This is a genomic window from Kroppenstedtia sanguinis, assembly GCF_050433445.1.
GTDB classification, from domain to species: domain Bacteria; phylum Bacillota; class Bacilli; order Thermoactinomycetales; family DSM-45169; genus Kroppenstedtia; species Kroppenstedtia sanguinis.
The window spans coordinates 74,936-89,738 of sequence record NZ_JBNPXF010000004.1 but is presented as its reverse complement, the minus strand read 5'-3'; the positions used below and the strand labels follow the sequence as shown (position 1 = coordinate 89,738).

The window sequence follows — 14,803 nt, the reverse complement described above, 5'->3', positions numbered from 1 at the left end:
ATTGTTTTTATATAACGGACATTATAGAAGGGGGCTTCCTGTTTTTCAACCTTTATTTTGTTAATATTTTTGAAGCGCTTTCATGATCGGGTGGATCGGGATGGGGAAACTCATGGTGGCACCCCAGTTCGGAGGAGACCAAATAGGCTTCATGGGAAAGCCCACCGTCCTTCCACCAACCTTTTCACCCTGCTTCCAAATGTAATCACAATACCCAGCGGCTGTGTTAAGATAGGGTTGATGTTAGATTCCGGATGAAAAAGGAGTGCTCTCACTTTGGTATCCGTTCTGTTCGTCTGCTTGGGCAACATCTGTCGCTCTCCGATGGCTGAAGCGGTGCTGCGTCACCAACTTCGTGAGCAAGGACTGGACAAGAAGGTACAGGTGGATTCAGCTGGCACCGGCAATTGGCACGCCGGCAAACCTCCCCATCAGGGAACCCGCTCCCTCCTTGCGGACCGCGGGATCTCCGACAAGGGTATCAAAGCCCGACAGATTGTGGAGAAAGACCTCATCGACTTTGACTACGTGATCACCATGGACAACAGCAACTATCAGGATGTAAAGAATATGGTAGACAGGGAAGTGGACATCCATCGGTTTGTCGACTTTATCCCCGGCACAGCATACAAAGAAATCCCCGATCCCTATTTCACCGGAAATTTCGAAGAAACCTATCGCTTGGTGGAAGCGGGTTGCCGAGAGATCATCCAGACCCTCCGAGAGAAAGAAGAGCTCTGATGCTTACTTCCCCCCTGCAATCCGCGGTGGAAGCTGCACTACACACCTACGGGGATCCCGGTCCTCTGCAGCGATCTCTTCCTGTCTCCGGCGGAGAGATCAATCAGTCCTTCCAGCTGGCAACCCCGGCGGGTCGTTATTTTTTTAAACTCCACACCAAAGCTCCCGCCGGTTTCTTCACCGCCGAGCGGGATGGATTGGAAACCCTGGCCCGAAACAGTCAGTCCCTGGGAATCCCGAAAGTCATCGCACACAAAGGGCCGGAGAAACCAGGGACGGGTTGGATCTTGATGGAATGGATTGAGCCAGGTCCATCTCGGTCTGATCATAGAATCGCGGAAGCCCTAGGTCAGGGCATGGCAGAGCTCCACCAACAATCCTCCACCGCCTTCGGCCTGGAACAGGATAACTTCATCGGTCGCCTGCCCCAGTCCAATCAGCGGCGAGAAAAGTGGGTCCACTTCTACCGGGACTGCCGCCTACTTCCCCAAATCGAGATCGCCAGCAGAGACGGGCGACTTCCTTCCCGTCGGAACCGCCTGTGCACCCGGTTGCTGGATCGACTGGACCACTGGCTGGAGGACTCTCACATCTCGCCCTCCCTTCTCCACGGCGACCTGTGGGGAGGCAATTGGATGGTTGGCCCTGGTGGAACTCCTTGTCTAATCGACCCGGCGATCTATTATGGGCATCGGGAAGTGGACTTGGCCTTTACCGAACTTTTCGGCGGCTTTTCGGACCGCTTTTATCAGTCCTACAGGGAAGCCTATCCTTTGGAAAGCGAATATCGAGACCGAAAACCTCTCTACCAACTCTACTACCTCCTCGTCCACCTCAACCTTTTTGGGGAAGCCTATGGCTCTGCAGTGGACCGAATTCTCGAAGAGTATGTAGGATAAAACCCACACCGTCTCCCTGTTACCGGGGGCGGTGTGGGTTTGGTTTTTTAGCGATTCACAAATGGTACTTTCGTAATTTATTATATAATGTGGCTCTGGAGATCCCGAGCAGTTGGGCGGCGGCGGTTTTATTCCCGTAGGTAGTGGTCAAAGCATTTCGAATCCGCATCTCTTCACTGTCACCAGCCACAGAGCGAGGGGACGGGGAGCTTGTGGTACTACTCTCTTTCACCTTTGTAAAGTTGCTCGGCAAATGATGAGGCTGAATCGCCTCTCCATCCATCAAGATCATGATCCGTTCCATCAGGTTGCGCAACTGCCTCACATTCCCTGGCCAGTCATGATTCACCAAGCGATACATCACCTCAGGGTCGAGCTCAGGAACCGGCTTGGAATATTTAATGGAAAACTCGTTCAGACAAAGCTGGATCAACTCCGGGATATCCTCCATTCGTTCACGTAAAGGAGGAATGCGGATGGAGACCACATGGAGCCGATAGTACAGGTCTTCTCTGAATCGCCCCGCCTCAATCATCTTCTCCAGATCCCGATGGGTAGCGGCGATAATCCGAACATCCAAGGAAATCGGCTCCGTGCCGCCCACCCGATAATATTGCTTCTCCTGCAAAACTCGCAACAACTTCACTTGCAGATCCAAGGGCATCTCCCCAATTTCATCCAAGAACAGGGATCCCCCCTTGGCGGCATCCAACTTTCCCTTTTTCCCCTCCCGGTTCGCTCCGGTAAATGCCCCCCGCTCATAACCGAATAGTTCACTTTCAAAGAGGGGGGCGGGAATAGCACCACAGTTGATATCGATAAAAGGCCCCTCTCTCCGAGAACCTGCCTTATGGATCGCACTTGCAAACAATTCCTTGCCCACACCGCTTTCCCCGGTGATCAAGACCGAAGCCTCCGTTGATGCCACTTTTCTCGCCAGCTGAATGGCGTGACGAATCGCTTCACCCCTCCCTTTAATTTTGTGAAAAGGATCCTCCGCCTTCTGCTCGTCGAACTGTTTCTCCAGATCTCGAATATATGCTGTTGTCGTGGACAATTCATCATTCAGCCGGACCACATCCGTGATATCTCTTTCCACGGAAATCCCACCGATCACTCGGTGATTCATCACCACCGGCATAGCATTGATCAGCGAATATACGTGGGGACTGGGGTGATGGTATTTGCGGAAGACCCCTTTCCCCCCTTTTCCCCCAGTCAACACCGACATCACCTCCAGAGCCTCCTGCTCAAAAAAATCAGTGATTGGCCTGCCCAGGATTTGTTCCCGGGAATAGCCAAAAATCGCCTCTGATCGATGATTCCAGGAAACGATATTTCCTTTTCCATCCACAACAGTAATCGCATCATCGGCGGTTTCCAGCAGGGTTTCATAGTAGGTGCGACAGGTATTCCACTGTTTCCATAAAACCTGTGTGATCTTCTGCGCGGGAATCCATCCGACAAACCCACCCTCTCGATCCTGCAGTGCCAGATCCTTGCCTAAAGCCGATTCATCCAGGTCGGCCAGTGTAGAATCCTCAGGAATTCTCTTCATACCAGCCGGGTCAAATATTTTCTTCCAAGGTGACGCCAAGGGAAGCAGAGAAACGGGTTGCAATTTCATCCCTTCTTCCTGTTTACACTTTTGTATATCATAATACACTTTTGTATTCATCTAAACATCCTTGGGCTTCTACTCCAGCCCCCCCCTTGGCCCTGTTGTGTAAAATAAAATAGATTAGGACTGTCGATAACCAGAAAATAGGCGTTGAAAGAAAGTCGTGTACTGTCCATGCGACGTTATTCCGTATCCCGCGTAGAATCTTAGAGAGAGGCCATCTAGAAACAGGATGAAAAGATCATCACAGGGAGGTTTCACATGAAGCGATTTTAGATCGCCAGAACTACGACGCCGAAATTGAAACCCCATCCCGACCCTCCAATCGATGGGTTTCACAAGGTTTCTAAGGATGGAGGAAACGCCGCACCCGCCGTTAGGGGTCTTTCGATTTGGAGGAGGAAGAGGGTGATGCAGTAAAGCGCCTAGCCCTTTTACAAGAGATCCGTAGTTGCAGGGAACAGATAGAGGTCCGAAAGAAAGTCTGAATTGGCATGAACATTGCATGATAATTACCCTTGAAAAGGGAAGAACTGATCTATTACAGTTGAGGGGGAAAGACCATGATAGAATCCATCTCAAAAAATTTCTTTCTATTCGCCTCTCAAAATAAAGCCCTCAATCGAGCCGCCCGAAAATGGGGCCTGAAATTCGGAGCTGCCCAAGTCGTGGCTGGGGAAAGTATCGAAAGTGCCATGAAGACAGTCCGGTCCCTGAATGAAAAGGGACTCGTATGCACCATAGACCACTTGGGAGAGTTTGTTTCCAGCCGAGAGGAAGCCGCCGAATCCACCCAGTACTGCATCGATACCCTGGAGGCGATCGCCCAGTTTGGGGTCCGCTCCAACCTCTCTCTGAAATTGACTCAACTGGGTTTGGACATCGATGATCAATTCTGTCTCGACAATATGCGTAAAATCCTGGATACCGCCCAAAAACACAACAATTTTGTGCGGATTGACATGGAGGATTACGCCCATTGCCAAATCACCTTGGACTTGCTCAAAGAGCTTCGCAAGGATTACGATCAAGTAGGAACGGTGATTCAGGCTTATCTGCACCGTTCTATGCAAGATGTGCAGGATCTGCAAGGAGTTCCCCTACGCCTGGTAAAAGGGGCTTACAAGGAATCTCCCGAGGTGGCGTATCAAGACAAGACCAAGGTAGACGAAAACTATCTAAAGATCATCCAGGAGCACCTCACCAGTGGTAGCTATACTGCAATCGCTTCCCATGACCATCAAATCATCGCTCAGGTGAAAGCGTTTGCAGAGAAGAAACAAATTCCCCGGGATCAATTTGAATTTCAGATGTTATACGGTTTCCGGAATGAATTGCAGCTCCAATTGGCGAAAGAAGGATACACCATGCGAGTCTATGTGCCTTACGGAAATGACTGGTTCGGTTATTTCATGCGTCGGTTGGCCGAACGACCGCAAAATGTCTCCTTCGCCCTGAAAGGTCTCTTTTCCAAGTAAGGAATGTGGAATCATTCATTCTACAATATTGTTAATATCCGCGAATACCCTTGACATTTTTGTAAAACCACCTGTCCACCGCACTCCGACAGCGTCACGGCGAGAGATTGTTCCAGACGAAGAACGACGTCCTATCTGACCCAGGAGAGACCGGTACGTGTCCGATGGCTAAAAGGAACTCAGGCGGCCACACCCATCTCTCCTTCTTTACATCTACCTATCAGGCTTATGGCATATTTCTTGCTTCTAATTAGTATTGAGATTCAGATGAGGAGAGGAGATACATTATGGCTACTACTTATAAGCATGAACCCTTCACCGACTTTTCCAAAGAGGAGAACCGTCGGACCATGGAAGCAGCATTAAGCCAGGCTGAAGCCACCTTGGGTCTGGACTACCCACTCATCATCGGTGGCGAACGGATCACCACTGAAGAGAAGCTAGTCTCTGTCAACCCGGCAAATAAGGAAGAAATCATCGGCAACGTCTCCAAAGCCAACCAAGCGCTGGCTGACCAAGCCATGGACGCCGCCTTGGAAGCCTTTGAAAGCTGGAGGAAATGGGACCCCGCCGCCCGTGTGGAGATTCTCTTCCGTGCCGCCGCCATCCTTCGCCGTCGCAAACATGAGTTTTCCGCTCTGTTGGTGAAAGAAGCCGGGAAACCCTGGAAAGAAGCCGATGCCGATACGGCTGAAGCGATCGATTTTATGGAATACTATGCCCGCCAAATGCTGGAGCTGAAAGACGGGAAGCCGGTCAACAGTCGGGAAGGGGAACTGAACAGCTACATCTACACCCCGACGGGTGTCAGCGTGGTAATCCCCCCGTGGAACTTCGCTTGTGCAATCATGGTGGGAACCACAGTCGCTCCCCTGGTTACCGGAAACACCGTGTTGCTGAAACCGGCAGAATCGACTCCGGTAATCGCCGCCAAATTTGTCGAAGTACTGGAAGAAGCCGGAATTCCTAAGGGCGTAGTCAACTTTGTTCCCGGAGACCCAGTGGAGGTCGGCGAATATCTGGTGGACCATCCAAAAACCGCACTGATCACCTTCACCGGTTCCCGAGCCGTGGGAACCCGCATTTACCAACGGGGATCCGTCGTCCATGAAGGTCAGACCCATCTGAAGCGCATCATCATCGAAATGGGCGGGAAAGATACCGTGGTTGTAGACCGGGAGGCGGACCTTGACATTGCAGCTGAAGCGATCACCACTTCCGCCTTCGGCTTCTCCGGACAGAAATGTTCCGCCGGCTCCCGTGCGGTCGTGCATGAGGATGTTTACGATGAGGTGTTGGAAAAGGTGGCCCAGCGGGTGAAGGAGTTGACCGTCGGCGACCCCCGCTCCCACCAGAATTATATGGGACCTGTCATCAATCAGAAGGCTTATGACAAAATCACCGGTTACATTGCTATCGGCAAAAAGGAAGGGCGACTGGTGACCGGCGGGGAAGCGGATGATTCCAAAGGTTATTTCATTCAGCCCACGATCTTTGCTGACGTGGACCCTCAAGCCCGCATCATGCAGGAAGAGATTTTCGGTCCAGTGGTCGCCTTCTGCAAAGCCAAGGACTTTGATGAAGCGATTGAAATCGCCAACAACACCGAATACGGCTTGACCGGAGCAGTCATCTCCCGCAACGCGGAGCACATCGAGCGTGCCAAGCGTGACTTCCAAGTGGGGAACCTGTACTTCAATCGCAACTGCACCGGTGCGATTGTAGGATACCAACCCTTTGGCGGATTCAAAATGTCAGGAACCGATTCAAAAGCTGGCGGGCCGGACTACTTGATTCTCCATATGCAAGCTAAAACCATCAGTCAAATGTTGTAAAAATAGCGGACGGTAGTCTCTGCTCAGGAGATTGCCGTCCGTAAAATAGATACAAGCAGGGCTGTTGATGAACCCTAAAATGGATGATAGGAATGAAACGACCCTTTCGCTCTTCCCATTGCCCCCACCGTAAAATATGGATAATCAACACTCCCGTGATACAGGCTGCATCCGCTTGATGATTGTTGTAAAATGGCGTTATATTCTGAATAATTTAGGAGGGGACCTCATGGAGTCTGCTGTTTTTATTTCCATCGGCATCTATTTGATAGTCATGTTATCCATTGGTTACTACGCGTACAGAAGGACTTCAGACTTATCTGATTACATGCTGGGAGGACGAAACCTGGGACCCGCTGTGACCGCATTGAGCGCCGGGGCATCGGATATGAGCGGATGGTTGCTGATGGGCCTTCCAGGTGCGATGTACGCCTCCGGGTTGAGCAGTGGCTGGATCGCAGTCGGATTGACCATCGGTGCCTGGCTCAACTGGCTCTTTGTTGCTCCACGTCTGCGGACCTACACGGAGATCGCCAACAACGCGATTACCATCCCGGACTATTTGGAAAATCGTTTCAAAGATCACACCCGACTGCTGCGGATTGTATCAGCACTGGTAATCTTCATCTTTTTTACATTCTACACCTCCTCGGGAATGGTTGCCGGTGGCGAATTGTTCAAAAGTGCCTTCGGCATGGATTATCTGTGGGGGATCTGGCTCACTGCAGGAGTTGTCATCCTGTACACCCTATTTGGCGGTTTTCTCGCTGTCAGCTGGACCGACTTTGTCCAGGGAACCATCATGTTTCTCGCCTTGGTCCTGGTCCCGATCGTAGTACTCACCCAAACCGGTGGAATGAGTGCCACCTTCAGCGAAATTCGCTCCATCGATCCCGCCTTGATGGATGCTTTCAAAGGTACGAGCGCAATCGGCATCTTCTCTCTGTTAGCTTGGGGATTGGGTTACTTTGGTCAGCCTCATATTATCGTTCGTTTTATGGCGATCACCTCCGTCAAAGAGATGTCAAAAGCCCGCCGCATCGGCATGGGCTGGATGATCTTCTCCGTCGGGGGAGCGATGTTCACCGGTCTCATCGGCATCGCTTACTTCCATCAAGAACACATAACTTTGGAAAATCCGGAGACTGTCTTCATCATGCTTGCTAAGATCCTGTTCCACCCCTTGATCACGGGCTTCCTGCTGGCAGCAATCATGGCGGCGATCATGAGCACCATCTCCTCCCAATTGCTAGTGACGGCTAGTGCATTGACTCAGGACTTCTACCGTGCCTTTCTTCGCCGCTCCGCCTCGGACAGAGAGCTAGTTCTGGTCGGTCGTCTCTCTTTGCTAGGAGTGGCCCTGATCGCTCTCTACCTGGCTTTCAATCCCAATGAAACGATCTTAAATCTGGTGGGTTACGCTTGGGCCGGATTCGGCTCCGCCTTTGGACCGATGGTATTGCTGAGCCTTTATTGGAAGCGCATGAACAAATGGGGCGCACTGGCAGGCATGATCGTCGGCGCGACCACGGTGATCATCTGGTCCAATATCGATGCCGTCAAAGAGATCTACGAGATGATTCCCGGATTTATCGCCTCCACCATCGCCATCATCCTCGTCAGTCTGCTAACGAAAAAACCAGCTACGGAGATGAATGCGGAGTTTGAGCAAGCGATTCAACAGGTGAAGTCTTAAGCTTGGGTTCGTGATCATGATGGGACTGCTGCAGGAGGTATCCCTCCATGACAAGGTAAAATTCAAAAATCCCCTCTGAGTGAAAAAAAAGGACTTTACTGTCGATAATGAATAATTGTAAACTAAACATAGCTTAATGCACTTTTGGCAGAGTTGGTTTGTTCTGCTAATTCACTAAATGACAGTAAGGAGATTGCAACATGGAAGAAAGAATCGAAACCTATGCCGAAGAAGTTCCCGCAGAGATTAAAAAATGGAACTGGGGCGCTTTTTTCCTCAGCTGGATCTGGGGAATCGGAAACCAAGTCTGGATCTCACTGTTAGGCCTGATCCCCATCGTCAATATCGTTATGATTTTTGTCCTAGGAGCCAAGGGCAATGAGTGGGCCTGGAAAGCCAAAAATTAGGAAAGTGTGGATCACTTTAAACGAGTGCAACGTCTGTGGACCCTTTGGGGAGCCGGGCTCTTTTTTATCGGAATTGTGTTGGTGGTCCTGTTAGTATTGTTTTCCTTCATTCTTGCCGCCAGCATGTAATGAACCTCTCCCACCTGTCAAGGTGGGAGTTTCTTTCTATTAGAGTAAGACTAAAATGAATGAATCACTCAATAATCAACGTTCACAAAAGGTTCACTTACGAGGATATTTTTACTCTCCTATCAGGGCTGTTGATTAACCAGGAAATGGGTGGCGGAAACGAAATTGACCTTTCGCTCTTCCTATTACCCCCATAGTAAAATATCGCTTGAGGGGACGGGGATGGTGGGACGGCTACGATCTCTTGCAAAGAGCGCAAAGGCTCTCCACCGTCCCACCATCCCGACCTGATTTCCTACCTAAAATATGGCTAATCAACACGCCTGCTCTCCTATAATGAAAAACAGTCCAAGAAGGGATGATGATCTTGCCAACAACGAAGAAAGAGAGCTTCCAATTTGGTTTCATGATGTGTTTTGGAATGGTATTGGTGATAACGATTTATAACTTTTACCTCAATGAGGCGATGGGGGAACTGTCCTTCACAGAAATAACATCAGATTTTTTCATTGGATTTATTATTGCGTTTATACTTGATCTGCTTATAGTTGGGCCAATCGCTAAAAAAATAGCGTTGAAGTTCACTGCTCATACAACAAATCAATTATATACCATCCTGGCCATCTCCACATGCATGGTGATTGGAATGGCATTTTTTATGTCGATGTACGGTGTAATTACAACGAACTTTCACACTGGATCTCCTTCCCATTCAATCATGACTGATTATAACTCGATTTTTGGTAAAAACCTGGTGCTGGCATGGCCTTTGCAAATCTTGATTATGGGACCCCTCGTCCGTTTTGTATTTACTAAGCTTATCCAATCTAAACCCAGTGTGGAAAGTTAGAAAGCAGCCCCCTCCATAACCTGGACCACAATGATAAATGCGCCAAAAAGCCACCCGGCGAAAATTCGCCCGGTGGCTTTCTTAATCCTGAAAATCGAACTCCATCTCTCCGATCCGGATGGTGTCTCCTTCCTTGGCCCCTTTTTTCCGGAGCGCATCATCAACTCCCATCCGCTTCAAGGTGTGTGCGAAGCGGCGGATCGATTCATCGTACTGGAAATTGGTCATTTTGACCAACTTTTCGACCCTGGCTCCCTCCACGACAAAGAGTTCATTCTCTCTGCGAACTTGGAAGGCTTCCTCAGCGGCGGGACTCCGGTAAATTTTCCGTTCTTCCAGCTCCTCTTCTTCCTGGGGCTCATCGGGGAGTTCATCCAAACGATCCGCCACCGCAAATAGAAGCTCCCGCAAGCCCTCACGGGTGGCAGAGGAGACTGGAAAGATAGGAACTTTCCCGGCGGTAGCATTTTTAAACCGCTGCAGATGCTCCTCTGCTTCAGGCAGATCCATCTTGTTGGCGACGACGATTTGCGGTCGATCCGCCAGCTCTTTTCGATACAGTGTCAGCTCTTCATTGATTTGCAACCAGTCTTCGTAGGGATCTCTCCCCTCGGAACCCGCCATATCCACTACATGGATCAACAACCGGGTTCGTTCCACATGACGCAAGAACTGGTGACCCAAGCCCACTCCTGTATGGGCGCCTTCGATCAGACCCGGCAGGTCCGCCATAACAAAACTGCGGCCATCCTCCGTTTCCACTACACCTAGGTTGGGGTGGATCGTGGTAAAATGATAATCACCGATCTTGGGTCGGGCTGCAGACACCGCCGACAGCAAAGTGGATTTCCCCACACTGGGATAGCCCACCAACCCTGCATCGGCCAAGAGTTTCAACTCCAGTTCAACCCATCGCTCCACACCAGGTTCTCCATTTTCCGCTACATGGGGGGCTGGATTTTTAGAGGTGGAAAACCGGATATTTCCCCGTCCCCCCCGTCCGCCTGAGGCGATCACCGCTGTCTGGCCCTGGCGGGTCAAGTCAGCGATCCTCTCGCCGCGATCCGCATCAATGACGACCGTTCCTGGGGGAACCTTCACCACCAAGGATTCTGCCCCTTTTCCATGCTGACTTTTGGAACGTCCATGTTCTCCCCGATCGGCTTTAAATTGTTTTCGATAACGGAAATCCATCAGTGTCCGTAGGCCTTCATCCACTTGGAACACCACATCTCCGCCCCGACCACCATCCCCACCGGCGGGACCGCCGCAAGGCTCGTACTTTTCCCGTCGAAAGGCGACCATGCCATTCCCACCATCGCCCCCTTTGACAAACACTTTCACCTTGTCTACAAACATGCTCCCCACCGCCTGTTATGTATTTCTGCCACTGGGTACCTGGATGTCGAAAAACCTTCCGGAATCCCCAAGCATCGCTTCTCCCCCGTATGCTTTTATCTTTTCCCGAAGCTGCTGCCATTCACCCGTGGGATATTTCTCTTCTCCCTCTGGTCGGAATCGCAACAGCCATCCTTCCGGATTCTGGGAGAGCTGAAGATATAATTCCCTCACTTCACCCTGCTCTTCTGCAAATGGTTTCAGCCAAACCGCCGTCGCTTCCAGAATCCATCCGATTTGATCTGCGGCCTTCTCCTTCAGCGGCCCCAGTCCTTCTTCCACCTCCAGCACCCACTGCCACTCAGGATGATCCCGCCTCAACAAGGCAAGCCTTAAAGCCAACTGGGGAGGTTCCACCTGGGAGGTGACGCGTTCGATTTCCAATCGGTGGACCAGTTCTTGCAGATAAGAGGACATTCGCTCCGGTTTATTCAAGCTGGTAAATCCCATCAAGACCTGGAGGTGATTCAGCCAATCATGACGTTGCCAGCTTAACAGTTTCAACTGTTCCCGGACCGACCGCTCCCGATCCTGCTTTTCCAACCGGCGCATCCAAGTTCTCATCCAACCAGCCGCCACAAGGAGCCATCCCACTCCTAACGCCAAACCTACTCGCCAATCCCCAGAATACACGGATAAAAGGAGGACCCCCATCGCCAGGAAAGCTATCTGCAATCCAAAAGAGAACCCTTTCGGCACAAAACCCTCTCCCGTCTTTTCTGTCTATGGTAATCGATTTTTGCCCATGAAAAAACCCCGGCGATTCAGCCAGGGATTCTCGACACACACATCAGGCTTCGACCTGAGCCAATTCTGCTTGCGGGTAAACGCTGACCCGCTTGCGATCACGACCCATCCGTTCAAATTTCACAACGCCTTCCACTTTGGCGAAGAGGGTGTCATCGCCGCCACGGCCCACACCGATTCCAGGATAGATCTTGGTTCCCCGTTGCCGGACCAGGATGCTACCGGCACTCACCAATTGACCGTCACCGCGCTTCACGCCCAGGCGTTTGGCAATGCTGTCCCGGCCGTTTTTGGTGGAACCGACCCCTTTTTTCTGGGCGAAAAACTGCAAGTTCATTTTCAGCATGGATGTCCACCTCCTTCAAATGAGATTTAACGTTCTTGAATTTGAATATAAGCGGGATATTCATCCGCCACCGATTGGAGAGCAGCTGTCATCGCTTCCAGAAGGAAACTGACTCTCTGCCGTGTTTCAGGCATCAGACCGCCCGGGATCCGGCACTCCAGGTAGCCCCCCTCCTCTTGGTTGACATCATCCGAATGGATTTGCACCCCGAGGAGGGTTTCCGAAGCGTTGGTCAGACCGACTGCGATCCCGGACACCGCTGCACAAACCAGATCCTCTCCAGCTTCCCCGAAACCGGCGTGCCCTTGAAGGATGACTCGCTCCAAGTCACCTATCTCGTCACGATACAAGGAAATCCGTATCATGTGGTGAGAATCAGGCCTCGATCTTCTCGATGACCACTTTGGTAAAGGGTTGGCGATGTCCCTGTTTCCGCTTATAGTTCTTTTTTGGTTTGAATTTGAACACGGTCACCTTTTTTCCCTTACCGTGTTTTTCCACTTTACCGGTCACTTTGGCTCCATCCACTACGGGAGTGCCGACTACAGTCCCCTCTTCCTTGTTGACGAGAAGTACTTTGTCAAAAGTGACGGTTTCACCTTCAGCGGCGGTCAGCTTTTCAATGTAAATCGCTTGTCCTTCTTGGACGCGATATTGTTTGCCACCGGTCTCGATCAATGCATACATCCCGGAACCTCCTTCTCCTGTGAAGACTCGCCGGATTTGGGTGGGGAAAAATCCCCTTCCTGCCGATACCCATCCCGTGCGGTACAGCTACTCCGGGGGAGTAAGTACCTATGCGCATATTGCACAAAGGAAATCGTAACATAGCCCCTCTGGATTGTCAATGTAGCCTATGCAATCAGGTCTCCCATGCGACAGTCCGGTTTCTTCTCATGAAAGAAGCTGCGAAACAGCACCTCTTCTGGAAGAGGAGACCACCCCCCTTGGGAATCCCGCACCATTACCACATGGTAGGCCTCCTTTTGCAATCGTTTCAGCACCGATACCAAGGTTTCATCATGGTTGACCTGTAAGCGGACGATCCGAGCCTGGGCAGAGACCGTGGATTCACTCCGTTTCATCAAAAAGCGCATATATTGATAATCCCGCTGTTTAAACGCGATTCCACTGGAGTATAACAAAAACAGCGCGATCACGCAGAGATTGAGATTCCAACTCCCGCCCCACACACTCCACAGCAGGATCAGACAAGCCCCTGTCAGACTACAAGTCAGACTCAGGGTCAGTGTCCGCCGGTAAGAGAAGCGATAACTGAGCAAAGCCTGTAAGATTCTGCCCCCGTCCAAGGGATAGATCGGCAACAGGTTAAAACCTGCCATCAAGGTGTTTCCCTGCACAAAATATTGCATCCACTCCTCTGACCACCAGCCCATCTGAAAAAAGACGTATCCAAAAAGAACCATCATGACATTATGAAAAGGACCCGCCAAGGCGACCGCTACCTCTTCCCGGGCCGGTACCGTTCCCCATTCTTCTGTATGGGCCACACCTCCGAAGGGAAGCAACTGAATCCCGGACATCCGCCAACCATAGGAATGAGCCACAGTCACATGTCCCAGTTCATGGATCAGCACCAAGACAAAGAGGGTGATCACCTCCAGAAATTGGCCTGTCACCACTGAAGTGAAGATCACCAACCAGAACAGACTATGGATCCGGATCCGAAGTCCTTGCAGAAAGAGAAACCTACTCAAAGGCGACCACCCCCGTGGGGTTGACAAAATCGCCTCCCTGTCTGAGAGCGAAAAAGAGTAGAGGATCCCCCCCTCGCCCTCCCACTTCCCCCACCAGCTGACGCGGTTGTACCCAATCTTTTTTCTTCACCTGAATCTCTTTTAGCCATCCATACCAAGTCTCTTTGCCATCGGCATGGCGAAGGATCACGGTTTTCCCCAGCCCTTCCCGCTCTCCAGTCTCCACCACCCACCCTTGTGCCGCAGCAACCACCGGTGCCCCGGTTTCGGTGCGGATCACCACTCCCCGCTCTCCTTTTTTAAAGGGCTGGACGAGGCTGCCCTTCACCGGAGCCACCCAAGATAAAGGTTTTTTCTCTTTCTTCCCCGCATCTTCCCGAAAGGCAGGCAGAATCGCCGGGGCTCCGCCGATGTTCTCCTCATACCAACGAGCCACGCTCTGAAAGTTATAATCCCGGTTCATCACCTCAGAAATGAAGACTTGAGCCTGTCTGGCTGAGGGGGTATCCGATTGAAAGATCAACCAAGCCCCTGTCATCAGAAAAAATGCAAAAAAGGTCTGAATCAACAATCGGCTGTCTTTCCTCTTCTTTCTCTCCTCTTTCTCCCACACCCCAGGACGGTTCCAGGGAAGCTCGTCCCATTTGCCCTCCGGGTCTTTTTTGGAGAGCATCGGTTGACTCCGGTAACGTGAACCACTCCCGCCTCTGGGAAGCTCTTTTCCTTCCCTGATCGCCCGGATCCGGTCCTGTCGCCTTTTGCTGATGCCCCGGGACCATTCCATCATGGGATTCACCGCCCCTCTTTTCCACATCGGTTTTGGTACATCCTATGACTTGTCTCACCAGGTTATGCAAAAGGAAAAACCCTGACGAATCAGGGTCTTGTCTCCAAAGAAGTCTTACGAGCGCTCGTTAAGGATGTGACAGATCCGAAGA

General features: G+C 51.2%; 15 protein-coding genes. 7 read left to right on the top strand and 8 right to left on the bottom strand.

Going from position 1 to position 14,803, the window contains the following annotated elements; all coding sequences use genetic code 11:
* Positions 1 to 276 precede the first annotated feature (276 nt).
* Together JOD24_RS03855 and JOD24_RS03850 are read left to right on the top strand one after the other, a co-directional pair.
* Positions 277 to 741 carry a low molecular weight protein-tyrosine-phosphatase gene (locus JOD24_RS03855; RefSeq protein ID WP_380163591.1) on the top strand — a complete coding sequence of 155 codons (465 nt, stop codon included), beginning with the start codon at positions 277 to 279 and terminating at the stop codon, positions 739 to 741.
* A complete protein-coding gene (locus JOD24_RS03850; protein ID WP_380163589.1) occupies positions 741 to 1,640 on the top strand; it encodes a fructosamine kinase family protein in 900 nt (299 codons plus the stop codon). The genes JOD24_RS03855 and JOD24_RS03850 overlap by 1 nt, the downstream gene beginning before the upstream one ends.
* A gap of 55 nt (positions 1,641 to 1,695) precedes the next feature.
* Here the strand turns inward: JOD24_RS03850 and JOD24_RS03845 are convergent, their stop codons facing one another.
* On the bottom strand, positions 1,696 to 3,318 hold the full coding sequence (locus JOD24_RS03845; RefSeq protein ID WP_380163587.1) for a sigma-54 interaction domain-containing protein: 1,623 nt from the start codon (positions 3,316 to 3,318) through the stop codon (positions 1,696 to 1,698).
* A 506-nt stretch (positions 3,319 to 3,824) separates the two neighbouring features.
* Between JOD24_RS03845 and JOD24_RS03840 the strand changes: the two genes are divergently transcribed.
* From JOD24_RS03840 to JOD24_RS03820, 5 genes are all read left to right on the top strand, one after another.
* On the top strand, positions 3,825 to 4,739 hold the full coding sequence (locus tag JOD24_RS03840) for a proline dehydrogenase family protein (RefSeq protein WP_380163585.1): 915 nt from the start codon (positions 3,825 to 3,827) through the stop codon (positions 4,737 to 4,739).
* Positions 4,740 to 5,026: 287 nt separating this feature from the next.
* The gene (gene pruA / locus JOD24_RS03835; RefSeq protein ID WP_380163583.1) at positions 5,027 to 6,574 is read left to right on the top strand and encodes an L-glutamate gamma-semialdehyde dehydrogenase; all 1,548 of its coding nucleotides are present in this window, start codon (positions 5,027 to 5,029) and stop codon (positions 6,572 to 6,574) included.
* Positions 6,575 to 6,803: 229 nt separating this feature from the next.
* A complete protein-coding gene (putP, locus tag JOD24_RS03830) occupies positions 6,804 to 8,270 on the top strand; it encodes a sodium/proline symporter PutP (RefSeq protein ID WP_429246375.1) in 1,467 nt (488 codons plus the stop codon).
* Between the two features lie 200 nt (positions 8,271 to 8,470).
* Positions 8,471 to 8,677 (top strand): hypothetical protein, encoded by a 207-nt coding sequence (locus tag JOD24_RS03825; RefSeq protein ID WP_380163579.1) that lies wholly within the window; start codon positions 8,471 to 8,473, stop codon positions 8,675 to 8,677.
* A 490-nt stretch (positions 8,678 to 9,167) separates the two neighbouring features.
* The gene (locus JOD24_RS03820; protein ID WP_380163577.1) at positions 9,168 to 9,656 is read left to right on the top strand and encodes a DUF2798 domain-containing protein; all 489 of its coding nucleotides are present in this window, start codon (positions 9,168 to 9,170) and stop codon (positions 9,654 to 9,656) included.
* An 81-nt stretch (positions 9,657 to 9,737) separates the two neighbouring features.
* Here JOD24_RS03820 and obgE read toward each other — a convergent pair whose 3' ends face one another.
* The 7 genes from obgE to JOD24_RS03785 form a co-directional block, all read right to left on the bottom strand.
* Entirely contained in the window at positions 9,738 to 11,015 is a 1,278-nt protein-coding gene (obgE, locus tag JOD24_RS03815; protein WP_380163575.1) for a GTPase ObgE, read from the bottom strand.
* Between the two features lie 15 nt (positions 11,016 to 11,030).
* Positions 11,031 to 11,633 carry a Spo0B domain-containing protein gene (locus JOD24_RS03810; protein ID WP_429246374.1) on the bottom strand — a complete coding sequence of 201 codons (603 nt, stop codon included), beginning with the start codon at positions 11,631 to 11,633 and terminating at the stop codon, positions 11,031 to 11,033.
* Positions 11,634 to 11,844: 211 nt separating this feature from the next.
* Entirely contained in the window at positions 11,845 to 12,147 is a 303-nt protein-coding gene (rpmA, locus tag JOD24_RS03805) for a 50S ribosomal protein L27 (RefSeq protein WP_380163571.1), read from the bottom strand.
* A 26-nt stretch (positions 12,148 to 12,173) separates the two neighbouring features.
* Positions 12,174 to 12,512 (bottom strand): ribosomal-processing cysteine protease Prp, encoded by a 339-nt coding sequence (locus JOD24_RS03800; RefSeq protein WP_380163569.1) that lies wholly within the window; start codon positions 12,510 to 12,512, stop codon positions 12,174 to 12,176.
* 10 nt (positions 12,513 to 12,522) lie between these two features.
* Positions 12,523 to 12,834, bottom strand: coding sequence for a 50S ribosomal protein L21 (gene rplU, locus JOD24_RS03795; protein ID WP_429246373.1), 312 nt, complete (start codon positions 12,832 to 12,834; stop codon positions 12,523 to 12,525).
* A 167-nt stretch (positions 12,835 to 13,001) separates the two neighbouring features.
* Positions 13,002 to 13,865: a M50 family metallopeptidase gene (locus JOD24_RS03790; protein WP_380163565.1), complete on the bottom strand. Its 864-nt coding sequence runs from the start codon at positions 13,863 to 13,865 to the stop codon at positions 13,002 to 13,004.
* Entirely contained in the window at positions 13,858 to 14,679 is an 822-nt protein-coding gene (locus JOD24_RS03785; RefSeq protein ID WP_380163563.1) for a peptidoglycan DD-metalloendopeptidase family protein, read from the bottom strand. Before JOD24_RS03785 ends, JOD24_RS03790 begins: the two co-directional genes overlap by 8 nt.
* Between the last annotated feature and the right edge of the window lie 124 nt (positions 14,680 to 14,803).

What these genes read in the sequence shown, in the direction of transcription:
- JOD24_RS03850 (WP_380163589.1), top strand. Translation starts at nt 741, where the DNA reads ATGCTTACTTCCCCCCTGCAATCCGCGGTGGAAGCTGCACTACACACC.
- JOD24_RS03845 (WP_380163587.1), bottom strand. Translation starts at nt 3,318, where the DNA reads ATGAATACAAAAGTGTATTATGATATACAAAAGTGTAAACAGGAAGAA.
- JOD24_RS03840 (WP_380163585.1), top strand. Translation starts at nt 3,825, where the DNA reads ATGATAGAATCCATCTCAAAAAATTTCTTTCTATTCGCCTCTCAAAAT.
- pruA (WP_380163583.1), top strand. Translation starts at nt 5,027, where the DNA reads ATGGCTACTACTTATAAGCATGAACCCTTCACCGACTTTTCCAAAGAG.
- putP (WP_429246375.1), top strand. Translation starts at nt 6,804, where the DNA reads ATGGAGTCTGCTGTTTTTATTTCCATCGGCATCTATTTGATAGTCATG.
- JOD24_RS03825 (WP_380163579.1), top strand. Translation starts at nt 8,471, where the DNA reads ATGGAAGAAAGAATCGAAACCTATGCCGAAGAAGTTCCCGCAGAGATT.
- JOD24_RS03820 (WP_380163577.1), top strand. Translation starts at nt 9,168, where the DNA reads ATGATCTTGCCAACAACGAAGAAAGAGAGCTTCCAATTTGGTTTCATG.
- obgE (WP_380163575.1), bottom strand. Translation starts at nt 11,015, where the DNA reads ATGTTTGTAGACAAGGTGAAAGTGTTTGTCAAAGGGGGCGATGGTGGG.
- rpmA (WP_380163571.1), bottom strand. Translation starts at nt 12,147, where the DNA reads ATGCTGAAAATGAACTTGCAGTTTTTCGCCCAGAAAAAAGGGGTCGGT.
- JOD24_RS03800 (WP_380163569.1), bottom strand. Translation starts at nt 12,512, where the DNA reads ATGATACGGATTTCCTTGTATCGTGACGAGATAGGTGACTTGGAGCGA.
- rplU (WP_429246373.1), bottom strand. Translation starts at nt 12,834, where the DNA reads ATGTATGCATTGATCGAGACCGGTGGCAAACAATATCGCGTCCAAGAA.
- JOD24_RS03785 (WP_380163563.1), bottom strand. Translation starts at nt 14,679, where the DNA reads ATGTGGAAAAGAGGGGCGGTGAATCCCATGATGGAATGGTCCCGGGGC.